This is a genomic window from Flavobacterium rhizosphaerae (assembly GCF_046000445.1).
Classification (GTDB): domain Bacteria; phylum Bacteroidota; class Bacteroidia; order Flavobacteriales; family Flavobacteriaceae; genus Flavobacterium; species Flavobacterium rhizosphaerae.
In genome coordinates, this window is sequence record NZ_JBELPZ010000012.1 from 22,393 (window position 1) to 45,917 (window position 23,525).

12 protein-coding genes and 1 pseudogene are annotated in these 23,525 nt (G+C 37.6%); 9 read left to right on the plus strand and 4 right to left on the minus strand.

Annotated elements, in window-relative coordinates:
• Positions 1 to 71: 71 nt before the first annotated feature.
• Positions 72 to 2,867, minus strand: coding sequence for a helix-turn-helix and ligand-binding sensor domain-containing protein (locus ABS766_RS11785; protein WP_408085370.1), 2,796 nt, complete (start codon positions 2,865 to 2,867; stop codon positions 72 to 74).
• A 537-nt stretch (positions 2,868 to 3,404) separates the two neighbouring features.
• Here ABS766_RS11785 and ABS766_RS11790 point away from each other — a divergent pair.
• From ABS766_RS11790 to ABS766_RS11815, 6 genes are all read left to right on the plus strand, one after another.
• Positions 3,405 to 6,485 (plus strand): SusC/RagA family TonB-linked outer membrane protein, encoded by a 3,081-nt coding sequence (locus tag ABS766_RS11790; RefSeq protein ID WP_408085371.1) that lies wholly within the window; start codon positions 3,405 to 3,407, stop codon positions 6,483 to 6,485.
• A gap of 12 nt (positions 6,486 to 6,497) precedes the next feature.
• On the plus strand, positions 6,498 to 8,009 hold the full coding sequence (locus ABS766_RS11795) for a RagB/SusD family nutrient uptake outer membrane protein (RefSeq protein WP_408085372.1): 1,512 nt from the start codon (positions 6,498 to 6,500) through the stop codon (positions 8,007 to 8,009).
• 15 nt (positions 8,010 to 8,024) lie between these two features.
• Entirely contained in the window at positions 8,025 to 8,921 is an 897-nt protein-coding gene (locus ABS766_RS11800; protein WP_408085373.1) for a hypothetical protein, read from the plus strand.
• A gap of 110 nt (positions 8,922 to 9,031) precedes the next feature.
• Positions 9,032 to 10,474, plus strand: coding sequence for a glycoside hydrolase family 30 protein (locus ABS766_RS11805; protein ID WP_408085374.1), 1,443 nt, complete (start codon positions 9,032 to 9,034; stop codon positions 10,472 to 10,474).
• 21 nt (positions 10,475 to 10,495) lie between these two features.
• Positions 10,496 to 13,768 carry a carbohydrate-binding protein gene (locus ABS766_RS11810; RefSeq protein ID WP_408085375.1) on the plus strand — a complete coding sequence of 1,091 codons (3,273 nt, stop codon included), beginning with the start codon at positions 10,496 to 10,498 and terminating at the stop codon, positions 13,766 to 13,768.
• Entirely contained in the window at positions 13,765 to 14,454 is a 690-nt protein-coding gene (locus tag ABS766_RS11815; RefSeq protein ID WP_408085376.1) for a fibronectin type III domain-containing protein, read from the plus strand. Before ABS766_RS11810 ends, ABS766_RS11815 begins: the two co-directional genes overlap by 4 nt.
• Before the next feature lie 78 nt (positions 14,455 to 14,532).
• Here the strand turns inward: ABS766_RS11815 and ABS766_RS11820 are convergent.
• Positions 14,533 to 15,332, minus strand: a pseudogene (locus ABS766_RS11820) (TIGR00266 family protein).
• A gap of 165 nt (positions 15,333 to 15,497) precedes the next feature.
• Here ABS766_RS11820 and lysS point away from each other — a divergent pair.
• Together lysS and ABS766_RS11830 are read left to right on the plus strand one after the other, a co-directional pair.
• Positions 15,498 to 17,192: a lysine--tRNA ligase gene (gene lysS, locus ABS766_RS11825; protein ID WP_408085378.1), complete on the plus strand. Its 1,695-nt coding sequence runs from the start codon at positions 15,498 to 15,500 to the stop codon at positions 17,190 to 17,192.
• 69 nt (positions 17,193 to 17,261) lie between these two features.
• Positions 17,262 to 18,362, plus strand: a complete 1,101-nt coding sequence (locus ABS766_RS11830) for an RHS repeat domain-containing protein (protein WP_408085379.1) — start codon at positions 17,262 to 17,264, stop codon at positions 18,360 to 18,362.
• 76 nt (positions 18,363 to 18,438) lie between these two features.
• Here ABS766_RS11830 and ABS766_RS11835 read toward each other — a convergent pair whose 3' ends face one another.
• Positions 18,439 to 21,069 carry a valine--tRNA ligase gene (locus ABS766_RS11835; RefSeq protein ID WP_408085380.1) on the minus strand — a complete coding sequence of 877 codons (2,631 nt, stop codon included), beginning with the start codon at positions 21,067 to 21,069 and terminating at the stop codon, positions 18,439 to 18,441.
• Between the two features lie 152 nt (positions 21,070 to 21,221).
• Here ABS766_RS11835 and ABS766_RS11840 point away from each other — a divergent pair, with 152 nt between their 5' ends.
• The gene (locus ABS766_RS11840; RefSeq protein ID WP_408085381.1) at positions 21,222 to 21,650 is read left to right on the plus strand and encodes a DUF1573 domain-containing protein; all 429 of its coding nucleotides are present in this window, start codon (positions 21,222 to 21,224) and stop codon (positions 21,648 to 21,650) included.
• 191 nt (positions 21,651 to 21,841) lie between these two features.
• On the opposite strand, the gene ABS766_RS11845 is transcribed toward ABS766_RS11840, so the two are convergent.
• Entirely contained in the window at positions 21,842 to 23,410 is a 1,569-nt protein-coding gene (locus tag ABS766_RS11845) for an ATP-binding protein (RefSeq protein WP_408085382.1), read from the minus strand.
• Between the last annotated feature and the right edge of the window lie 115 nt (positions 23,411 to 23,525).

A 23,525-nucleotide genomic window follows, 5' to 3' on the forward strand; every position in this document is an offset into this window, starting at 1 on the left:
AATATTTATAATTGCAAGGGCTATAGCGCTAAAATATTTATTAAATACTGTTTTTAGCTATACCATTTCTGCTAAATGCTCATTAAGAAGCCGGTAAGGTTTTCTTTTCTTGGGAGATTTAATTTTTTTCTTAACCGGTAACGTGCAAGCTCAACACCACCGTCAGATATATTCATGATTTCTGCAATTTCTTTAGTAGACATATTCATAAGTAAATAGGTAGCCAGATCCATTTCGCGGGGGGTTATAGTAGGGTGTTTTTCCTTAAGTCTTTTTAAAAAATCAAAATGTACATTTTTTATATGTTTTTCTAAATTGTTCCAGCTTTTATCGGTATTAAGTTCTTTTTGTATGGTTTTTTGCAGCTTGTTAAACTGTAGTTTAAGCTTATCGTCCATTTGTTCAGTATCAATTTCCTTAAGCCTTTTAATAATGCCATTAAGCATTTTATTTTTTTTGGCAACCTGTAGAGAATTGTTTACCAGCTCTTTATCTTTAGTAAGTATTTTAACTCGGAGTTGCTCGTTTTTAAGGCGTTCAATTTCCTTTTCAAGCTCATATTGTTCCTGTTTTATCTTTGATTCTTTTTCAAGGTATAACCTGCGTTGCTCCAGGGTTTGGTAGTAATGCTTTTTTCTTATTTTTTGCTTCATGGTCCTACGTATATAAAATACAGAAAAAACGGTAATTACTATATAGCTTATATAAGCTATATAATGCCTGTAAAAAGGCGGGGTTATGGTAAATGCTGCTGTAGCCGGTTCAGACTCTGTGCCGTAGCTGTTTATCACTTTTACCATCATGGTATAATCACCTTCCTGCAAATTGGTATACTCTTTTACAGGTACATTTGTACGATGGCTCCATTGCTCATCAAACCCTTTGAGCTTATATGAAAAAGCGGTATTTTCAGGGTTATCATATATAGGAGATGAAAATGTAAATTTTACATTGTTTGCCCTATATGGAATCTTGGTGTTTTTTAAAGCAGGCATGTTTGCTTTAAAAAGCGTATCCTGATTAAAAATGAAGTTACGGATGTATGCTTTAGGTGATGAGGCAGGTAAGCTTTTAAATTCAGGATCATAATGTGCAAGCCCCTCGGTAAGCCCAATAAAAATGTTGCGGCTGTCTATGGTGTTTACTGACTCATAAAAATACACCAGGTTTCCGGTGAGGGCTGTAAAAGGGGCAATAACGTTATTATATCCGCCATCTTCTTTCATTAACATGCCCATTGAAGAATCCCCGTAAAAATAGCAAATGTTACCTTTATTGTCTTCCACACAATAGCGTATCTTAGGTAGGTCTTTAAATAAAGCACTCATATTTAAATCTTCTACAAAAGTATCTTTGGAGGCATTATAAGTAAAAAAGCGGTTGTCTGTCTGAAAATAAATAGTATTTCTTATTTTTTGTAAACTGGTGATGCCTTCAATTTCTTTATCTATGGAATTATAAGTTGTTATCTTAGAGAATTTTTTATAATCATCACTAAATGTCAACTTATATATTACCCCATTTTTTTTTATCCATACATTTTTACCATCTGTGTCATATTTATTATCTGCAAGATTAAAACCGGTAACCTGATTCCTGAATTTATATCCTTTTGCTGATTTTTCAATAATTGAAAATCCATGATAATTTGATGCTATAAAATAATTAGTTCCCTTTAATTTTTTTAGGCCAAAATATCCTTTTTTATCATCTACAATCGTGAGGCTGCCATTTTTATTTATTATAAATAATCCTCTGTTATGAGGACAAAATAATATATCATCTATAACATTTACATTCCACGCCTGTCCGGTAGTGCCTTTAATAAAGTTGAAAGATTCTTCTTTAAACGACCCTTCCCATACATGGCTGAAAACTCCTTGATTGGTGGCTACATAAAGTTTGTTATCATATTTTGCTGAAGCATATACAGAACTAAGGTCAAAACTCGACCCAAGGTATGTAAAGGGAGAGTTTTCATTTATATAGCTGATACCATTATCTAGCCCCAGCCATAAATTTCCGGTATTATCAATAAAGGAACTTAGGGCTGTATTGTTTTGTAGTCCTTTTTTGTTATTGATGTGTTGTACAATTTTACCTTCGTTGTTGCAAATAACAATACCATCTAAAACAGAGTTTAGTACTATATATTCATTGTTAAATATCCTGCCCCCAAGTGAATTGTTTTTTAGTATAAATGCATTTGCTTCGCAATCCCATGATTCAAGCTTATTATTACGGTAAATAAATAAACCCTTATCGAGGGTAATAATGAGTAGGTTACCTTTAAAAGGTAGTAATCCCCAGATTTCGGTGTCATTTAATTGTTCTGTTCCTTTCAGCGGTAGCAACTTTCCGTTACGATACTCAACTAAACCTTTTGATATATCTTGGAAATAAAGCTTATTATTTACGACAAAAGAAAATTGAAAACGGTTTGGCGCTTCAAGCACTCTTATTTTATTATCTTTATATATATAGGTGCGGGAAAACGTCTGAAAAAAAACTTCATCATTAAGAATATGTATTTTCCAGACAAAATCAACTGTTTTTTTTGTGTTAGGGTTTGCCAGCTTAAGCAGGGTATGATAAACTAATTTTCCCTTTTCATCAGGTTCAAAATACCCAAGTTCATTGTACCCCCCGGCATATATCCTGCCAGATTTAGAAATTTTAATTGCACGCACAGTATAGCCTGGTAAAATATATTTATTCCAAGATGTACCATTATATTCTATCAGGCCAGAGGTGTTAGCAAAATATAAATTTCCTTTTTTACTCTGTTCGATATCCCAATTTTGAGACCCGCCCTTATAATCAGATTTTTTATAGTTTAAAATTTTAGGCAGCCCTATATTTTTCACCTGTGAAAAAGTTACACAGGTAAAAAAACATGATATAAATAAAAAACGAAATCTAATTGTTGAGTTTATTTTAAAATTATAATTTCTTACCAATGTTAGAAAAATCATTATTGCTTGTTAGTAGTCATTTAAGTTCTAAAAAAATTCTATACTCTAATATTTGGATTGATGTATTATAAAAGTTGAGTTCAAATATAAATATGAATATATATAACGTTTTTTGACAAAATTAAGTATTTGTGTCTGAAATAACTACAACGTTGTAATTAAAAAAACACATTTTGTAGGGGTAATTTTCCATTTCTTAACATAATGATGAATATTTATTTTTTAAATAAAATGTTGATTATCATGTATTTGTAATAAATATGATGGGTTTTTGTAATATATATTTTTTAAAATGATGTGTTTTTGTAAAGTGAATCTATTGTGAATATACAAAAAAAACATATAATATTGCATGTGATTAACAAATAACCCACCCAAATTTTAACAAGTATGAAATTATTAAAACTACAATTTTTCTACTTCATTTGTATGTTCTTTTCCCTCGCCGGATGGGCACAGGATATTACTGTTAGTGGTAATGTAACAGATGAAAGCGGTTTGCCTGTTCCGGGCGCATCGATTAATGTAAAAGGGGGTACTGGAAGTGCCGCTACTGATATCGATGGTAATTATGCAATCCAGGTAAATCCTGATGCAACTTTAGTATTTAGTTTTATAGGCTATGCAACGCAGGAAATAGCCGTAAACAACAAAACAACTATTAATGTAACCTTAGCGCCAGCTGCTGAAACTCTTGATGAAGTAGTTGTGGTAGGTTATGGTACACAGAAGAAAAGCGTGGTAACCGGCGCTATTTCAAGTGTAAAGGCTGAACAGATTGAAGATTTGCCATTAACCAGGGTAGAACAAACCCTTCAGGGCCGTGTTTCTGGTGTTCAGATTATGACCAACTCTGGTCAGCCGGGCTCCGGTGCTACTATCCGTGTACGTGGTGTTACTTCGTTTGATGGCGGCTCAAGTAATCCACTTGTAATTGTTGATGGATTAATGGTAGATGGTTCTGCTTTTGGTAATTTAAACCAAGCTGATATTGAGTCTATTGAAGTGCTTAAAGATGCTGCTTCTGCTGCTATCTACGGTACAAGGGCTGCAAGTGGTGTAATCATTGTTACTACAAAAAAGGGTAAAGCCGGAAAGCTTACGTTTAATTATAATGGTTATGTTGGTTTTTCTGAAACCACCCGCAAGCTTGACTTATTAAACGCACAGCAATATGCTTCGTTACGTAATGAGCAATATCTTAACGGTTATACGGGTAATAACCCTGTATTGCCTTATCCAAATGCTGCTACTCTAGGTAGGGGTACTGATTGGCAGGATATTGTTTTTAGTGACAATGCGGCGCGTACCCAGCACGACTTTAGTGTAAGTGGTGGTAGTGAGAAATCTACATTTTACATGTCTTTCGGAACAATAGATCAGGAAGGTATTGTAATGCCGGAGATTTCAAGGTATATGCGTAATAACATAAGGATTAACTCAGACCATAAAGTTACGAGTTGGTTAAAAGTAGGTGAGCAAGCCTATTACAGCCATGAAAAAAATATTGGGATTGGTAATACTAATAGTGAATATGGTGGACCTTTGGCTTCTGCTATTAACCTTGATCCAACTACACCTGCAGTAGTTTCAGATATTACAACTACAAGAAACCCTAATCTTTACACGGCTACTGATTATGCCGTTAGGGATGGAGATGGTAACTACTATGGTATTTCTGATGCAGTGCAGCAGGAAATGACTAACCCACTGGCATATGCTAAAATAAGGCAGAACAACCATAGCTGGGCAGATAACTTTAATGCCAGCGCTTATGCTGAAATAAGCCCATTAAAAGGTTTAACTTTCAGGTCACAACTTTCAGGTAAACTGGCTTATTATGGTGATGAAAGTTTCAATCCTATTTCATACTTAAGCCCTAACAGTAACAATTCACGTAATAGTTTGTTCAGGTCTAAAAATACCAGCTTACAATGGAATTTTGAAAATTTCCTGACATATACTAAATTGATTGATAATCATAACTTTACTATATTGTTAGGTCAGGGTGCTTATCAAGATGGTGGTGGTAATGGTGTTGGTGTTACCTATTATAACCAGCCGGTTAATAATGCTAATGATGCATCATTTAACTGGCCAACAGTTTCTGATGATATTATAGGTTATTCATTTACTAATACCGTAACTACGCTTTCTTCATTATTTGCACGTTTAACGTATGATTATAAAGAAAAGTATCTCTTTACAGGTATTATCCGTCGAGATGGTTCTTCAAGGTTTGGTTCAAACAATAAATATGGTAATTTCCCTTCTTTCTCTGTAGGCTGGGTGCCAACTAAAGAAGATTTCTGGCAACAAAATGATGTATTAAACTACCTTAAAATTAAATATGGCTGGGGTGTTACCGGTAATGACAGAGGTTTAGGTCAATTTGCCTATGCATCGCTTATAGGTGGTGGTTATAATTATACTGTAGGTAATAATGGCGCTGTTACAATTGGTAATGCACCTACACGTCCATCTAACCCTGACTTAAAGTGGGAGGAAACTACACAGTCTGATATAGGCTTTGAAGCAACAGTATTTAAAGATTTCTCTCTTTCAGTAGATTATTATAGCAAAAAAACTACAGGTATTTTACAAACTGTAATATTGCCAGGCTACGTTGGTGCAGCTAACAGCCCTTTTGGTAATGTTGGTGAGATGAAAAATACAGGTTTTGATTTTGAACTTGGCTACAATAAAAGAGTAGGCGATTTTGACATTAGCTTAAACGGTAACCTTTCAACACTTAAAAATGAAGTTACCAGTATAGGCCAGGATCGTGATTATAATTCAGGCCCGTCAATACAATCTTCAGCTTACCCGCTTACAAGGAGCGAAGTTGGTCAGTCAATCAATAGTTTCTATGGATTTGTAACTGATGGTATTTTCCAAAATGAAGAAGAAATAGCTAACGCTGCTGTTCCTACAGGTGTTACTCCTGTTCCTGGAGACTTCCGCTTTAAAGATCTTAATGGTGATGGAGAGATAACACAAGCTGACAGAAAGTATATTGGTAAGCCACTACCTGATTTTACTTATGGTATGACATTAAACCTTAAATATAAAGGTATAGACTTTATGGTATTTGGTCAGGGTGTATCGGGTAACCAGATATTTCAGGGTGTAAGAAGGCTGGATATGCTTTATGCCAACTGGCAAACCAATGCCTTAAACCGCTGGAATGGTGAGGGTACTTCTAATACTTACCCAAGACTTGCTACTACAGACCCTAATGGCAACTTTAGCAGGCCTTCAAACTTCTATCTTCAGGATGGTGACTATTTCAGGATAAAATTGATGCAATTAGGATATTCATTACCTGATAGTATAATAAGTAAAGCAGGTTTGAGCAAATTCAGGATTTATGTATCCGGTGAAAACCTTGTAACATTTACCAAGTATACAGGTTATGACCCAGAAATTGGGGGAGATGTTTCGGGAATTGACCGTGGATATTATCCACAAGCAAGGTCATATATGTTAGGATGTACAATTCAATTCTAAAAAATTATGAAAATGAAAATTAAAAATTTAAAATGGGTATTGGTTTTTGCAGGCGGTATAACATTACTTTCTTGCAGCAAAGACTTTCTTGATACTAAGCCTTCGGGCCAGGTGTTTGAAAATAATTTTTATCAGGATGGCGATGACGCTTACCATGCTTTGGTTGCCGTGTATGATATTATGAAAAAACAGGCCGGCGGTTTTGAAAATATGACAGCCATGCTTAATGCTGGATCTGATGATTTTTATGCAGGTGGTGGTAATGCTTCTGACGGTGCCGGGATACAGTCTTTCTCTAATTACAGTATAAATTCATCTACCTTACCAGGAAGTTTCTGGAGCGATTTCTATCAGGGTATCTTTAGGGCCAATAAGCTTTTACAAGAGCTTCCTGATATTGATATGGATGAAGCTGACAAAGCCAGGTTTGCTGCAGAAGCAAAAGCGCTTAGAGGATTTTATTATTTTGAGTTGGTTACACAGTTCCGTAATATAGTATTTTATACAGAACCTATACCAACTAGTGAATTTTATAACCTTACACAGGTAGATCCTGCTATTGTATATGAGCAGATAGAAAAAGACCTTAGCGAAGCGATACCTTCATTACCGCCCACAGTAGATTTATCTACAGAAGCAGGCCGTCTTACTAAAGGCGCTGCGCAGGCAATATTAGGTAAAGTATATTTATTTGAAGGTAAAAACAGCCAGGCTGCTTCTATGTTTGCAGAAGTTAATGGTACTCCTGGTAGTACAAGCCAGTATGGCTATAAGCTTCTTGACAATTTTGCAGATCTTTGGAAAATAGACAATAAGTATAATACTGAATCTATTTTTGAAGCTGCACATACCAAAGAAAGTAATGCTGACTGGGGTAACTGGGGTAGTGGATCTGATGAAGGTAACTCACTTAACGTAATGGTTGGCCCACGTGGTTATAGTGTAACTCCTGACGGAGATGCACCTGCCTATGAAGCAGGATGGAGTTTTAACCCTGTTACAGAAGATCTTGCTAATGAACTGCAGGGAGACCCCCGTTTTGATGCTACTATTGCGGATTTAAATGCTCTTGTAGCTTCTGGTGATGCTCTTTATAGTCCTGGTTATCAGGATACGGGGTATTTTCTTAAAAAATTCATGCCTACGCATGATGAAATTACTGATGGTGGTGGTGCCGTAGTGCTTAACTACAGACAAAATATGTATGTAATACGTTTGGCAGATACGTACCTTATGGAAGCCGAAGCTCTTGGTGGCTCAGGCGCCCGTGCACAGGCATTGCTTGATGCTGTTCGTGCCAGGGTAGGTTTACCTTCTGTACCGGTTTCATTAGAGGCAATATGGCATGAGCGCAGGCTTGAGCTTGCAGGTGAAGGACACCGTTGGCAGGATTTGGTTCGTACCGGTAGGGCGGCCAGTGTTTTAGCATCGCGTGGTTTTACAGCTGGCAAGAATGAAATTTGGCCAATTCCACTTCGTGAGCTTGAAAACACTCAACTTGTGCAAAATCCAAACTATAATTAATCTAAGAAATAAATCATGAAAATTAAAAATAGTATATTCATTGCAGCATTTGTTGCTTTAGGGTTTGCAGTAGCCTGTAGCCCTGATGAAGTGTCTGGTGGTAATCCTACAACAGGTCCTGAACTTGATGCGGCTTTTACTACTACTAGTACAGAACCTACAGAACAAGGACAAACTGTTACAGCTACAGCAAGTTCTAATGATGATAACATCCACTACCATATGTGGATTGCTTCAAATGCTAATGGGGAGTATGCCAATACTGGTGGGCAGCGTGGTACAACAGCTACCTTTACTTTTAATGAAGGAGGTACTTACAAAATTAAGCATACTGTTGCCGGATATGTGGGCGGTAATATAGCCGTATCTGAAAAAACAATTGTGGTAGACCTACCTCTTCCTGAATTTGGGCCTAATCTTGTACAAAGTCCTAATTTTGAAACTGCTTCAGATTGGACAATATTTCATACCGGTGCCAATACAGATGTTAACTGGACAATTAATGAAAATAGTGCCACAGCAAACGGAGGCAGTGATTCATATCCTGGAGCAGGTATATATCAGGCATTTGAATTAGAAGAAGGCGAATATATGATTGATATGCATATAAGCGGAGATGGTTCAAGCCTAAGTTGGTTTAGAGTGTACCTTGATGCAGAAGTACCTGTAGATGGTTCTGATTACAGTCAAGATGAGAAGACAGTTCTAGGGCTAAGCACATGGGAAGCTAACTGTGCTAATAATAATGCTTTTGACGGACAATTAGCTGAAATACAGTGTGTAGGTACTGGTAACCCAGTTACTATTCCTTCGGCAGGTACATATTACTTAGTAATTAAAACAGGAAGTGGCGCTGCTAACGGTGTAAATAACATTACCATTTCAGACGTCAATCTTAAAAAAGTTCTATAAATAAATTTTGGGTTAGCTATGAATAGCCTGTGATCGTAAAGAAAACAGGCTATTTTTTTTCCTGTTTTTTTGAGGCGTTACTCTTATTTATTGCTTCAATTTTAATTATTATGAAGAAAAAACTTATTACACTTTCTGTGTTGCTTAGCGTTACTTTTGTAACTACAGCACAGCAAAATAACTTTACGGCTAAGGGCAAAAAGGTAACTATATATACTACAGCGCAGGACTCAAACCTGCGTATTTCTGAAACAAATACATTAAGTTATTCTGATGCTAAACAACCGCTTGAAACTGAGATTTCGGTTTTTGTGGAACCGGATAAAACCTTCCAAACCATAATGGGAATTGGAGGCGCAATTACTGATGCCAGCGCCGAGGTTTTTGCAGGCTTGTCTCCCGCTAAACAAAAAGAATTTTTAAATGCCTACTACAGCAAAGGTAATGGTATTGGATATTCGTTAATACGAACCCACATACACAGTTGTGATTTTAGCAGTGGCAGCTATACTTATATTAAAGAAGGTGATAAAAGCCTGAAATCATTTAATATAGACCACGATAAAAAATATAGGATTCCTCTTATTAAGCAGGCATTAAACACTATTGGTACAGATGTTATGCTATATGTAAGCCCATGGAGCCCACCGGCTTTTATGAAATCTAATAAAGATATGCTGAATGGAGGAAAATTGCTTCCGGAATATTATCAAACCTGGGCCGATTATTACGTAAAATTTATCAAAGCTTATGAAAAGGAAGGCATCCCGGTATGGGGGCTTACTGTTCAGAATGAGCCTATGGCAACCCAAATATGGGAGTCATGTATTTATACAGCAGAAGATGAGCGTGATTTTCTTAAAAACTACCTGGGGCCAACTATTAAAAAAGAGCTTGGAGATAAAAAAATTATTGTTTGGGATCATAACAGGGATTTGATGAATCAAAGGGCGAATGTTATTTTTTCTGACCCTGAAGCCTCAAAGTATGCATGGGGTTTGGGTTTTCACTGGTATGAAACCTGGGCCGGTGGAGAAGAAATGTTTACCAACGTTGAAAAAGTTTCTGAAGCTTATCCCGATAAAAAGTTAGTGTTTTCAGAAGGCTGTAACGAAAAATTTGATGCTGCTAAATACCAATACTGGCCTAACGGAGAGCGTTATGGTGAAAATATGATTAACGATTTTAATAATGGCCTTGTAGCCTGGACAGACTGGAATATTCTTCTGGATGAACATGGCGGACCAAACCATGTAGGCAACTTTTGTTTTTCGCCCATACATGCCGACAGTTCAACAGGCGAATTAATCTATACGCCATCGTACTATTACATAGGACACATTTCAAAATTTGTGCAGCCTGAAGCTAAAAGGGTAAGTACTGCAGTTAGCAGGAGTAACCTGCTTAGTACATCTTTCCTTAATAAGGATGGAAAAATGGCAACAGTGGTAATGAATGCTACTGACGGAAAAGTTACCTATAATCTTATTGTAGGAGATCAGCAGACGGTTGTAGAAATACCACCTCATGCTATACAAACATTAGTATATTAACAAACATAAAAACATAAATTCATGAAAAAATTACTATTTGTAATTATGCTCATGGTTACTTCTTATAACGTTTTTGCACAGGGATTCCTGCACCAGGACGGACAGAATATTGTTGACGGAAACGGAAATAATGTACTGTTACGTGGCCTTGGCCTTGGTGGCTGGATGGTTCAGGAAGGATATATGCTGCAAACAGACGGCTTTGCCGGCTCGCAGCACGAAATCCGCGCAAAAATAAAAGGACTTATTGGAGCAGAGAACACGGAAGCTTTTTATCAGGCTTACCGCGATAATGGTATTACTAAAAGAGATATAGACTCTCTTAAAGCATGGGGTTTTAATAGTGTACGCTTACCGATGCACTATAACCTGTACACACTTCCTATAGAACAGGAACCTGTTGCCGGGCAAAATACCTGGCTTGACGAAGGTTTTGAGCGTACCGACCAGTTATTACAATGGTGTGCCGCAAATGAAATGTATCTTATTCTTGATATGCACGCCGCACCTGGCGGGCAGGGTAAAGATGCTAATATTTCAGATTACGACCCTTCTAAGCCATCGTTATGGGAGAGCGCCGCAAATCGCCAGAAGATGGTAGCATTATGGCATGAACTGGCCGTACGCTATAAAGACAGCCCCTGGATTGGTGCATATGATCTTATAAATGAACCCAACTGGGCATTTACAGGAAGTAACCAAAACGGCTGTGATGAAAATTCTAATGGACCCCTCAGGAATCTTATGATAGATATTACAGAGTCTATTAGAGAAGTAGATAATAATCACATGATTATTATAGAGGGTAATTGCTGGGGTAATAACTACAATGGTATTTTTCCGCTTTGGGATGATAACATGACCGTGAGCTTTCACAAATACTGGAACCAGAATGATCAGGGATCAATTCAGGGATTGTTGGATATAAGGGCACAACATAACGTTCCTCTCTGGCTTGGTGAAAGTGGTGAAAATTCTAATGTTTGGTTCAGAGATGCTATTTCACTGGTTGAATCTCTAAATATTGGCTGGGCATTTTGGCCTATGAAAAAAATAGGTAGTATTGCAGGTGTAACAACGGTGCAGAAAACACCGGAATATCAGCAATTGCTGGATTACTGGAATAACGGTGGAACACAACCCACAGAGTCTTTTGCTACAGCAGCATTAATGCAGATGGCAGAAAGCTATAAAATGCAAAATGTTACCGTAAACCGCAATGTTATTGATGCCATGTTCCGACAGGTGCAAACTTTTGAAACAAAAGCCTATACAAATAATGAGCTTCCGGGTAAAATTTATGCTACAGAATTTGACCTTGGTACAAATAATTATGCATATAAAGATAATGATGTGGCCACGTACCATTCGGGCGGGGGAGAATATACAGCATGGAATCAGGGCTGGTCTATGCGTAATGATGGCGTAGATATCCAGACAACCAACGATGCTGGTTCTAACGGCTATATTGTAAGCTTTATAGCACCTAACGAATGGCTTTTGTTTACCATCCCTTCTGATGAGGCTATGGCTTATGATATTGATATCCGCTATGCAGGTACTAATGGTAAACTGCATATAGAAGACGCTACAGGCAGGATATCGCAAACTATATCACTGCCCTCTACCGGTAGCTACACAACATGGTCTACTATAACACTTAACGATGTAATTGTTAAGCAGGGAGAAAATAAAATCAAAGTTTATTTTGAAACAGGAGGCTTTAACCTTAGCTATCTTCAATTTAAAAATCCTGTTGCACCAGAAAGTATTGCTTTAAGTGTAATTGATGCCGGAACTAACGTTTTAGGAGATGAAATTACAGTTACTTTTAATAAAAGCCTTGCGGCGGGTATAGATTTTGATGCCAGTAACCTGACTTTAAAACTTAACGGTAACCCGGTAGGGATAGATGATATTGTAATGTCTGATACTGGTAACAAGTTCATCATTAGCCCTGCAACACCTGTAAGCCAAGGAGATGTTATTACCATGTCTTATGCAGGAAGTAACCTTATAGCAACTGATGCAACGGTGCAGGCAGTATTTACTGATATGCCTGTTGCAAACCGGGTAGGGAATATACAGACTATTTCAGGCTTAATACAGGCAGAAAGCTTTTACGTTAATAACGGCCTGGCGCTTGAAGACACTACCGATAGTGGTGGTGGGCAGAATATTGGTTATACTGATGCAGGCGATTATCTGGATTACCTTGTTAATATTAATGAAGCGGGTAATTATAAAATTGAATATAGGACATCTGGCCAGAGCCAGACAGGCCAGGTTACCCTTCAATTAATAAATAATGATGTTGTGCAGGATATACAAACTGTGAGCTTTCCTCCAACTGGAGGATGGCAAACGTGGGTTACTACCGCTGCACAGGCAGAATTACCACAAGGGCGCTATTACCTGAGAATTTTAATTACAGCACCCGGCTTTAACCTCAATTGGGTTAAGTTCTCACTTATGGCACCGGATGATGATAATGACGGTGTTAGCAACGATCTTGACCAGTGTCCTGATACACCTGCGGGTGATGTGGTAGACTTTAATGGCTGTACTATATTTACGCTTCCGGGCAATAATTTTAGCATTGCAGTAACTAATGAAACCTGCCGTACTTCTAATAATGGGTCGGTAGTAATTAATGCAGTAGCCAACCATAACTATACAGCTACCCTTACAGCCGAAGGGTATAACCAGAGTTCTGATTTTACTGCAAACACAACTTTTGGCAATTTACAGGCGGGTAGCTACCAATTATGTATTACCCTTCCGGAAGAGTCGGGTTACCAACAGTGCTTTGACATGACAATAACGGAGCCACAGGATCTTGCCGTATTGAGCAGGGTGCGTAATGATGAATATGAGGTAGAAGTAGACCTTTATGGAGCTGATGAGTATTTTATAACACTTAACAATGCTACTTACACTACTACACAAAACACTATTGTACTTCCGTTAAAACCAGGTACCAATAACCTGGAGGTTAAAACAGCTAAAGAGTGCCAGGGCACATATAGAAAAAGCATTGTTATGGATAATACTATTTTGCTATACCCTAATCCGGTAAACAGTGATATGTTATTTGCAGCAGTGCCAGAAGCTGATGGCGCCAAAGTATATGTAGAAATATTTACAATACAAGGCAAAAGAATATTAGCACAGGAGTATAGCCCGCAAGACAGGGTGGTGGGTATAAACACATCATCTATTGCACAGGGTGTATATATTGTAAAAGTTGTTTGTGGTTCATCAGTGTTTAATTCAAAAATAATAAAAGAATGAAAAAGATATTGATAGCTATAGCTGTAACTGTTTTTGCTCTTGGGTGCAGCAAAGATGACGATGGAAACGGTGGATCAACAGGTACTGGCGAAGCAGCAGTGCTTCTATTTCCTGAAAACAATGCCGAATGTACCGTAGGGACAGATGTTAGCACTACAGAAGTGGATGTAGACCTTAAATGGAATGCAGCGCCGGATACCGAAAAGTATTTTGTTTATATAAAAAACCTTGAAACGCAAAGTACGCTTCAGTATAGTGCGGGTGTTGCTACAAACTATACAGCTACCTTAGAAAAAGGTACACCTTACTCATGGTATGTAAGTTCGGTTAAAACTGCCGGGGGATCTAAAGCCAGTGAAACCTGGAAATTTTATGTTGCGGGTGATGCGGTAACTAATTATGCTCCGTTTCCGGCTGAGGTTGTATCACCACAAATGAGTGAAACTATATACGGCCCTACCATAACCCTTAAATGGAGTGGGGGAGATGTAGATAATGATATAGATGAATACAGGGTTTACCTGGGTACTGACAGTAACCCACAAACGCTTCTTAATACTGTATCAGTCCAGTCATTACAAAATGTTTCTGTTACTGCCGGTAATACGTATTACTGGAAAGTAATAACGGTAGATGATGCCGGTAATAGTTCTTCATCACCTATATTTCAATTTAAAGTAATTTGATTTTTTGTGGAGTTATTGAAAGTGAAAACCACCTGCGGAAGCAGGTGGTTTTTTTATTTTAGGGTAATTCATTTGTGGTTAAAAGCGGTTATCACCATCAAGCAGGTTGCCTAAACCGCCCAAAATACTGCCCTCACCTCTTTGGCTACCACCACCTTGCGGTGCAGAAGCATATATACGGCCTGCCAGCCTGCTAAAAGGTAACGATTGTATATATACTACCCCGGGTCCTCGCAATGTTGCATAAAACAAACCTTCGCCACCAAAAACGGTATTTTTAATACCACCAATAAATTCTATATCATAATCAACTGTAGCAGAGAACCCAACAATACAACCGGTGTCTACTTTAATTACTTCACCCGGTGTAAGTTCTTTTTTGGCAAGGGTGCCCCCAGCATGAACAAAAGCAAGGCCATCGCCTTCCAGTTTTTGCATAATAAAGCCTTCACCGCCAAAAAGGCCCCTGCCCAGTTTACGTGAAAACTCAATACCTACTGATACTCCTTTGGCGGCGCACAAAAAGGCATCTTTCTGGCAAATAAATTTTCCGTTAAAAGTGGTAAGGTCTATAGGCACAATTTTACCGGGGTAGGGCGAGGCAAAACTAACTTTCCGTTTTCCGTTCCACTGATTTAAAAATACAGTCATAACAGGCTTTCACCTGTTAGCAGCCTTTTTCCCGCGCTGAATAATTTTCCCATAAAGCCTTCGCTTTGGTTACTGCCATCGCCAAAAATGGTTTGCATTTGTATACCTGTATCCATCATCATAAAGCTGCCGGCTTCGGCTACTACAGCCTCTTGCGGGTCAAGCTCAATTTCTACATATTGCATTTCTTCGCCAAAAATCTCGTAATCTATTTCGTGTGATGTCATTTGTCTAATTGCATTTTGGTTATACCAATTAGTAAGAAAGTTGTAAATATTGTTACAACAGTATTTAAAATTATACCGTTATAAACTACTTAAAGGCTAAATTGCTTATTATCTAACATTCATTATCTTTGCAAGCTTAAAAACGATATTTAATCATAAAACCATATGCAGCTTTCAGAACAAGAAATTATCAGAAGGGAAAAATTAGATGCACTGAGGAATCTCGGCATTAATCCGTATCCCGCCAATCTTTTTCCAGTAGATACCACCACCAGGCAGGTAAAAGATAATTTTGCTGAAGGTAAGCAGGTAGTTATGGCCGGCCGTGTAATGAGTTTCCGTATACAGGGTAAAGCCTCATTTGCAGAACTACAGGATAGTGAAGGCCGTATACAGATTTATATTAACCGTGACGAAATTTGTCCTGGAGAGGATAAAACAAAATATAATGAGGTTTTTAAAAAGTTACTGGACTTAGGTGATTTTATTGGTATAGAAGGAAAATTATTTACCACCAAAGTAGGGGAGAAGTCTGTTTGGGTAACTGATTTTACACTTTTAAGCAAAACCCTGCGCCCCTTACCAATGCCAAAAACCGATGCAGACGGCAACGTTTTTGATGGATTTACTGATCCGGAACTGCGTTACCGTATGCGCTATGTAGACCTTGTTGTAAACCCACAGGTAAAAGAGGTTTTTGCTAAAAGGACAAAGCTGTTTAATGCCATGCGCAGCTTTTTTAACGATAAAGGTTATTTTGAGGTAGAAACCCCAATATTACAGCCAATAGCAGGTGGTGCCAGTGCAAGGCCTTTTGTTACACACCATAATGCGCTGGATGTTCCCTTATATATGCGTATTGCAAACGAATTATACCTTAAACGTCTTATTGTTGGCGGTTTTGATGGGGTATATGAGTTTAGTAAAAACTTTCGTAATGAGGGGATGGACCGTACCCACAACCCTGAATTTACAGCAATGGAAATATATGTAGCCTATAAAGACTACAACTGGATGATGGAGTTTACCGAGAATCTGCTGGAGTATTGTGCTACTGCCGTTAATGGCACTACCGAGGCTACTTTTGGTGAACATAAAGTTGATTTTAAAGCGCCCTATGCACGTATAACCATGACGGACGCCATTAAACAATTTACAGGTTTTGACATTACCGGAAAAACTGAAGCTGAGCTTTTTGAAGCGGCCAAAAGTATGGGGATACCTGTTGATGAAACTATGGGCAAAGGAAAACTTATAGATGAAATATTTGGTGAAAAATGTGAAGGCAATTTTATTCAGCCTACATTTATTACCGATTACCCTATAGAAATGAGTCCGCTTTGTAAAAAGCACCGCGATAACCCGGAACTTACCGAGCGTTTTGAGCTTATGGTTTGCGGTAAGGAAATCGCTAATGCCTATAGCGAACTTAATGATCCTATTGACCAGCGCGAACGCTTTGAAGCACAGTTGAAACTTAGTGAACGAGGCGATGTGGAAGCTGCCCAGTTTATAGATTTTGATTTTCTGCGCTCTTTAGAATATGGTATGCCGCCAACATCGGGCCTTGGTATTGGTATGGACAGGCTTATTATGTTTTTAACCAACAACCAAAGCATACAGGAGGTATTGTTTTTTCCACAAATGAGGCCTGAAAAAAAAGGCCCTGAGCTTACAGAAGATGAAAAACTAATTTTAGAGATTCTGAAAAAAGAACACCGTATGGATTTAAATGATTTAAAATCAGCATCGGGGTTAAGCGGTAAAAAATGGGATAAAGGAATTAAGGGGTTAACGCAAAACAAAGTAGTTAAGATAGAAAAAACAGAACAGGGATTATTTGCAGAGGTTATTGATTAAATTAATAAGATTTACAGCTATTGCCTGTTTTGAAAAAAAACATGACTTTTGGAATATAAAAATGTAACTATGAAATTTTTCTGTACTGCTTTTATTGCAATGCTCCTGCTAACATCCTGCAAAAAAGAGGAAAATGAACCAAAACAAGAAATGCCTGCTGAAGTTAAGGGGGATGCTGATCTTGTTTTTTATGGATTAAAGGGTAATGTGAAAAGTGTAAGCGAAAAATCTTTTGCTTTAGATGCTAACGGAAATGAAACCGGCCCAGGGCACGAAAATCCTTCTTCGCACGATATTAAGCTTATGTTTGACCAAAATGGTATGTTGGTTAATGATGAGTCATGGACAAAAATGGGCCAGCCTTTTGGTAAAACAGAATATAAAGAAGGAAGGCTGAAAAAGAAAATTGAAGTGCAGTTTATGAACGGTAAACCTGCGATGGAAACTGAATATATCTGGGATTTGCAGGGAGGCAATAATATTGAGATTATCAAACGCAGCAGTATAGATCAAAAACTTATCAGCCGTATTGAAATGAAATATGAAAGCGGAAGGATGACTGAGAAAAACACATTTAACCGCCAAAATAACCCTACTGATAAAATAAAGTATACTTATGATAACCAGGGCAACCTTGTTAAGGAAGAGCAATACCTTAACAGCGAATATGTTCAGGTTAAGACGGTGTATAAATATGATGAGGCTAATAAAAAAATAGTAGAATCTCAATACAGCAAAGATAGCCTGGTATATAATATGAGCTATAAGTATGATGGTGATAATGTTATTGAAAAGAAAGCTACTGCGCCAGATGGTACAATTCAGTACAGCCAGGAGTTTACCTATGACAATAAGGGGAATGTACTAACACAAACCATTTATGATTCATTTGATAATTCTACGCTAACCGATACGTATGTTTACGATGATGCCGGAAATAAAGCAAAATGGAGCGTAGAAAAGAACGGTAAAAAAGAGGCCGATGTGTTTTATGAGTATGATAAAGAAAAAAACATGACTTCTGCAAAAGCATTAAACGGTGAAGGCGCAAGTATTGAAAACCGTAAATATACTTTTGAGTATGATGATAAGGGCAATTGGGTAAAAAAGACTATTTTTATTGGTGAAACTCCAAAATTTGTTATTAAAAGGGACATAGTATATTACTAACTCAACCAGTAAAATGAATAATAAAAGGCTGCATAATTGCAGCCTTTTATTGTAAATAGAATATAGAAGTCTTAAATTATTTTAAAGCCGCAAGGCTCTGCTCTAGTGTGGCAATTTTGGCCAAAGCATCTGCTTCTTTCTGGCGTTCAATAGCCACTACTTTCTCAGGGGCACCGCTAACAAACTTCTCATTGCTTAGCTTGGCCTGTACCGATTTAAGGAAACCACGGTTATAAGTAAGTTCTTCTTCTAATTTTGCTATTTCCTCTTCAACATTAACACTGCCGCTTACAGGTATAAAATACTCATTGCTTTTTACACGGAAGGTTAATGCCCCGCTTACATTTTCAGTTACATATTCAACTGATACAACGTTGCCGAGTTTGATAATGATACTGTCAAAATAAGCAGACACAATTTCACTATTTACAACTTTTAAGTCAATAGTGTCTTTAAACGGAATATTTTTTTCTTTCCGTATGGTACGTATTCCGGCAATAACATCTGCTGCAAGTTCAAAATCAGCCAACAGGTTTTCATCATATTGTTTTTGTTCCGGCCATTTGGCAATAATCAGCGCTTCATCATTAGTACGCTGCTTTATGTGTTGCCATATTTCTTCGGTAAGAAATGGCATAAATGGGTGCAGCAACTTTAGGTTGCTTTCCAGCAATTCTATAGTCTTTTCAAATGTAGCACGGTCTATAGGCTGTTGGTAACCCGGTTTTATCATCTCCAGGAACCACGAGCAGAAATCATCCCAAACCAGTTTATAAATAGCCATAAGCGCATCACTTATACGGTATTTTTCAAAATGATCTTCTATCTCTGCCAGGGTTTTGTTCAATTTAGCTTCATACCATGCAATAGCCTTTTGGGCATAATCCGGCTGAGGTGCATCGGCTACCTCCCAGCCTTTTATAAGGCGGAATGCATTCCATATCTTGTTGCTGAATGACCTACCCTGATTACACAGCTCTTCATCAAATAAAATATCATTACCGGCCGAACCGCTAAGTAACAGGCCTACCCTAACACCATCAGCGCCAAATTTTTCAATAAGGTCTAGCGGGTCAGGAGAGTTGCCTAAAGACTTACTCATTTTTCTGCGTTGCTTATCACGCACAAGTCCGGTAAGGTATACGTTGGTAAATGGTTTTTCTCCTGTATATTCATACCCTGCAATAATCATACGGGCCACCCAGAAGAAAAGAATATCCGGGCCGGTTACCAGATCATTAGTAGGATAATAATATTTAAATTCATCGTTTTCGGGGTTAAGTATACCACCAAAAACACTCATAGGCCATAACCACGAGCTAAACCAGGTATCCAGTGCATCCGAATCCTGTTTCAGGTTGGCAAGTGTCAGATTGTTATTGCCTGTTTTTTCTTTAGCTAAAGCCAGGGCTTCTTCAGCAGTTTCAGCTACTACAAAATCTTCTTTGCCTTCACCATAATAGTACGCAGGTATTTGTTGCCCCCACCACAACTGGCGCGAAATATTCCAGTCGCGTATGTTTTCCATCCAGTGGCGATACGTATTATTAAAGCGGCTAGGGTATAGTTTTACTTCTTCACTTTCTAAAACAGCTTTAATAGCAGGCTTTGCCAGTTCTTCCATTTTAAGAAACCACTGGTCGCTCAGCCTTGGTTCAATAACCGCTTTAGTCCTTTCAGAAGTACCAACCTTATTTACATGGTTCTCCACTTTTACAAGACTTCCGTTTGTTTCAAGCTCTTTGGCTATCTCATCACGAACGGCAAAACGGTCTTTACCTTCATAGTGCAGGCCAAAGCTGTTTAGTGTAGCATCTTCATTAAAAATATCAATAATCTCAAGGCTGTGCTTATTACCTAACTCTTTATCATTAACATCGTGCGCGGGGGTTACTTTAAGTGCGCCTGTGCCAAACTCCATATCTACATACTCATCAAAAATTATCGGTATAACACGGTTAGCTATAGGCACAATAGCTTTTTTACCTTTTAGATGTGTATAACGTTCATCATTAGGATTAATGCATATTGCGGTGTCACCCAATATAGTTTCGGGGCGTGTAGTAGCAATGGTAAGATTCTCCTCACTACCTTTTATCTGGTAGTTAATATAATATAGTTTGCCCTGGTGTTCTTCATAAATTACCTCTTCATCGCTTAAAGTAGTTTTTGCTTCTGGATCCCAGTTTACCATGCGGTAACCACGATATATAAGGCCTTTATTATAAAGATCTACAAAAGTTTTTATAACAGAAGCACTCATATCTTCATCCATTGTAAACTTAGTACGCTCCCAATCGCAGGAAGCCCCCAGTTTTTTCAACTGTTCCAGTATGGTACCACCATATTTATCTGTCCACTCCCATGCATGCTTTAAAAACTCCTCACGGGTTAAATCGGCCTTATTAATGCCTTCCTGCTTAAGCTTAGCCACAACCTTGGCCTCAGTAGCTATACTGGCATGGTCTGTACCGGGTACCCAGCAGGCATTAAAACCCTTAAGGCGCGCCCGGCGTATAAGTACATCCTGAAGGGTATTATTAAGCATGTGCCCCATATGCAACACCCCGGTTACGTTTGGTGGTGGTATTACTATGGTATAAGGCGTGCGGTTATCTGGCTCTGAATGAAAATAATTATTTTCTGTCCAATAGCTGTACCATTTACTTTCTGCTTCTTTAGCGTTAAATTGTGCCGGAATGCTCATAAGATATCTTGCTGTAAAATATTTCCAAAAAAATTGGTCTGATTTTTGTAAAAATGTATGCAAAAGTAACTATATAAGTACAATTAAAAAAAAGACAGCTATAATTTGTTCTTTAAATTAAACTCTTTATTTTTACTACAAACATTTATACCATGAAAAGATTTTTACTATTAGCAGCGGTTATGTTCATAAGCCTTGGCGCTAATGCGCAATCAGGCGCAAAAATTGAATTTAAAACCGATACCATAGATTATGGCACTACTAACAAAGACGACGATAACGGGTTGAGGGTATTTGAATTTACCAATACCGGCGATGCACCACTTATAATTACTGATGTTAAATCAAGCTGCGGTTGCACGGTTCCGAGCAAGCCTACAGATCCTATACAGCCCGGTAAAACCGGTACTATTGAGGTTAAGTATAACATGCATACCGGCCCGATAAGAAAAACTATTACCGTTATGAGCAATGCAGCAAATGTGCCCGACGGTGTAGTTGCATTAAAAATTAAGGGAGAAGTTATTGAAAAGGAAAAAGTAAATATACTTGAAAAGAAAAAATCCCTGGTCAACCAGTAAATTTTCTAAAGCTTATAATTAAACAGGCTGCCTAAATTTTAGGTAGCCTGTTTGCTATTGTAGGAATATCATTTTCAATCTGCTCACTTGAAATATCGAATTAATTATTTCCTGTTTCCCCGCTTAAATTTAGCAACTTTATTTTGATATTTTTAATAATTTTAGCAGCATTGTATATAACAGGGCGGGGATTATTTTTGTAAATAATCAAAAATTAAAGTAAAGGTACTCCCTTCACCCAATTCACTTTGTACATCAATTCTGCCTCCCATAGCTTCTATAAATTCTTTACTTATTGCAAGGCCGAGTCCAGTACCTTCTTTCTCAGTTCCGGGAACCCTAAAATACTTATCAAAAATTCGGGGAAGATATTTCGGATCAATCCCTATACCACTGTCTTTTACATAAATTATCAGTTTATTATCTCTTTCGAAGGCTTTTATATCAATTGTCGTATTATCATAAGAGTAACGTATAGCATTGGAAATAAGGTTGGAAACTATCCATGTTGCCTTTTCTTTATCAGCTGAAACCAGTGGCAAATTTTCTAAAGATTCAAAGTTGATACTAATAGATTTTTGTCCCGCCAGTTTTTGATTATTACTAATAGCATCGTTAATGATGTTCTTTACATCTATGGCTTCTATTTTAAGCTTGGTATTGCCTGTTTCAACCTGCGATATATTAAGTAGTTCACCAGTAGTTCTCAGCAACCTGTCAGTATCATCCTTAATACTTTCCACCAGGTTTTTCTGCTCCTCATTAAGCTTTCCCGTATGTTTGTTATCTAAAAGCTGCAGGCTCATTTTCATGGAGGCTATAGGTGTTTTAAACTCATGTGAAACCGTAGCTATAAAGTTGGTTTTTGCAAAATCAAGCTCTTTGTAAGGGGTGATATTCCTGAGAATGATAAACGAGCCTATATCTTTTTGTTTTTCTTCTCCTGTTGGGATAATATTAATTGGTACCAATTGTTTTTCAAAGTAGCTTTCCTTGCTATCGGCATAAATTTTTAAAGAATTATCTTTACTTTCATCCATAACCGTTTTTTGGAGAAGTGAACGAATGAGATCATTTGTTACAGCAATTTCCTCTGCCTGTTTTCCTATCACATCCGCTTTTTTAAGTCCGGATATTTTTAAAGCCTGTTCATTTATAAAAAGTATCCTGTTTTTTTCGTCAAGCCCTAAAACGGGGTCAAACAGGTTGTTGATGAGGGTTTCGATTCTCTTTTTCTCCATCATTAGCTTTGCAAGGTTGCTATCGCTGTATTCCTGTAGTTTTTCTGCCATAGTGTTAAATGAACTTGCCAGTGATGAAAACTCGTCATGCCCTTTAAAATATAAGCGTTGAGAGTAATTTTTTGAAGCAATTTGCTTGATACTATCTGTAAGGTTTTTAATTGGGTTTGCTATATATCCCGGTAAGTTAATGAGTAAGGTAAAACCAATAATAAAACAAAAGGCACTGGTTATGGAAATCCATAATATGGAATTATCGGCAGTTTGGCCGGCTGTATCACTCTTTCGGAGTATGGCATCCATGTTTAATTTCATAATATCGTTTAGATCTTTCCGAATATTGGAAATAAAAATAGCGCTACCGGGCTGTGATTTTAGCTGATCAAAATGCTGTTGTAAATCTTGGGTAAATTCCTTTTCACCAATTTCGGTAATATTTGCGTTTTGTTTTGCGAGAAGCTTTTCAAATTCAATTATGTCCTCATCAGCAATTACCGGCTTATCCATTAACTTATGCATGTTTCGGGTATAATCAAGGGAAATATAATTTGCCTCAAGGATATTCTTGGTATCCTGAGAAAGTAAATATATCTGCCTTATTGACAATGCTGATAACAGTGCAATGAAACAAAAA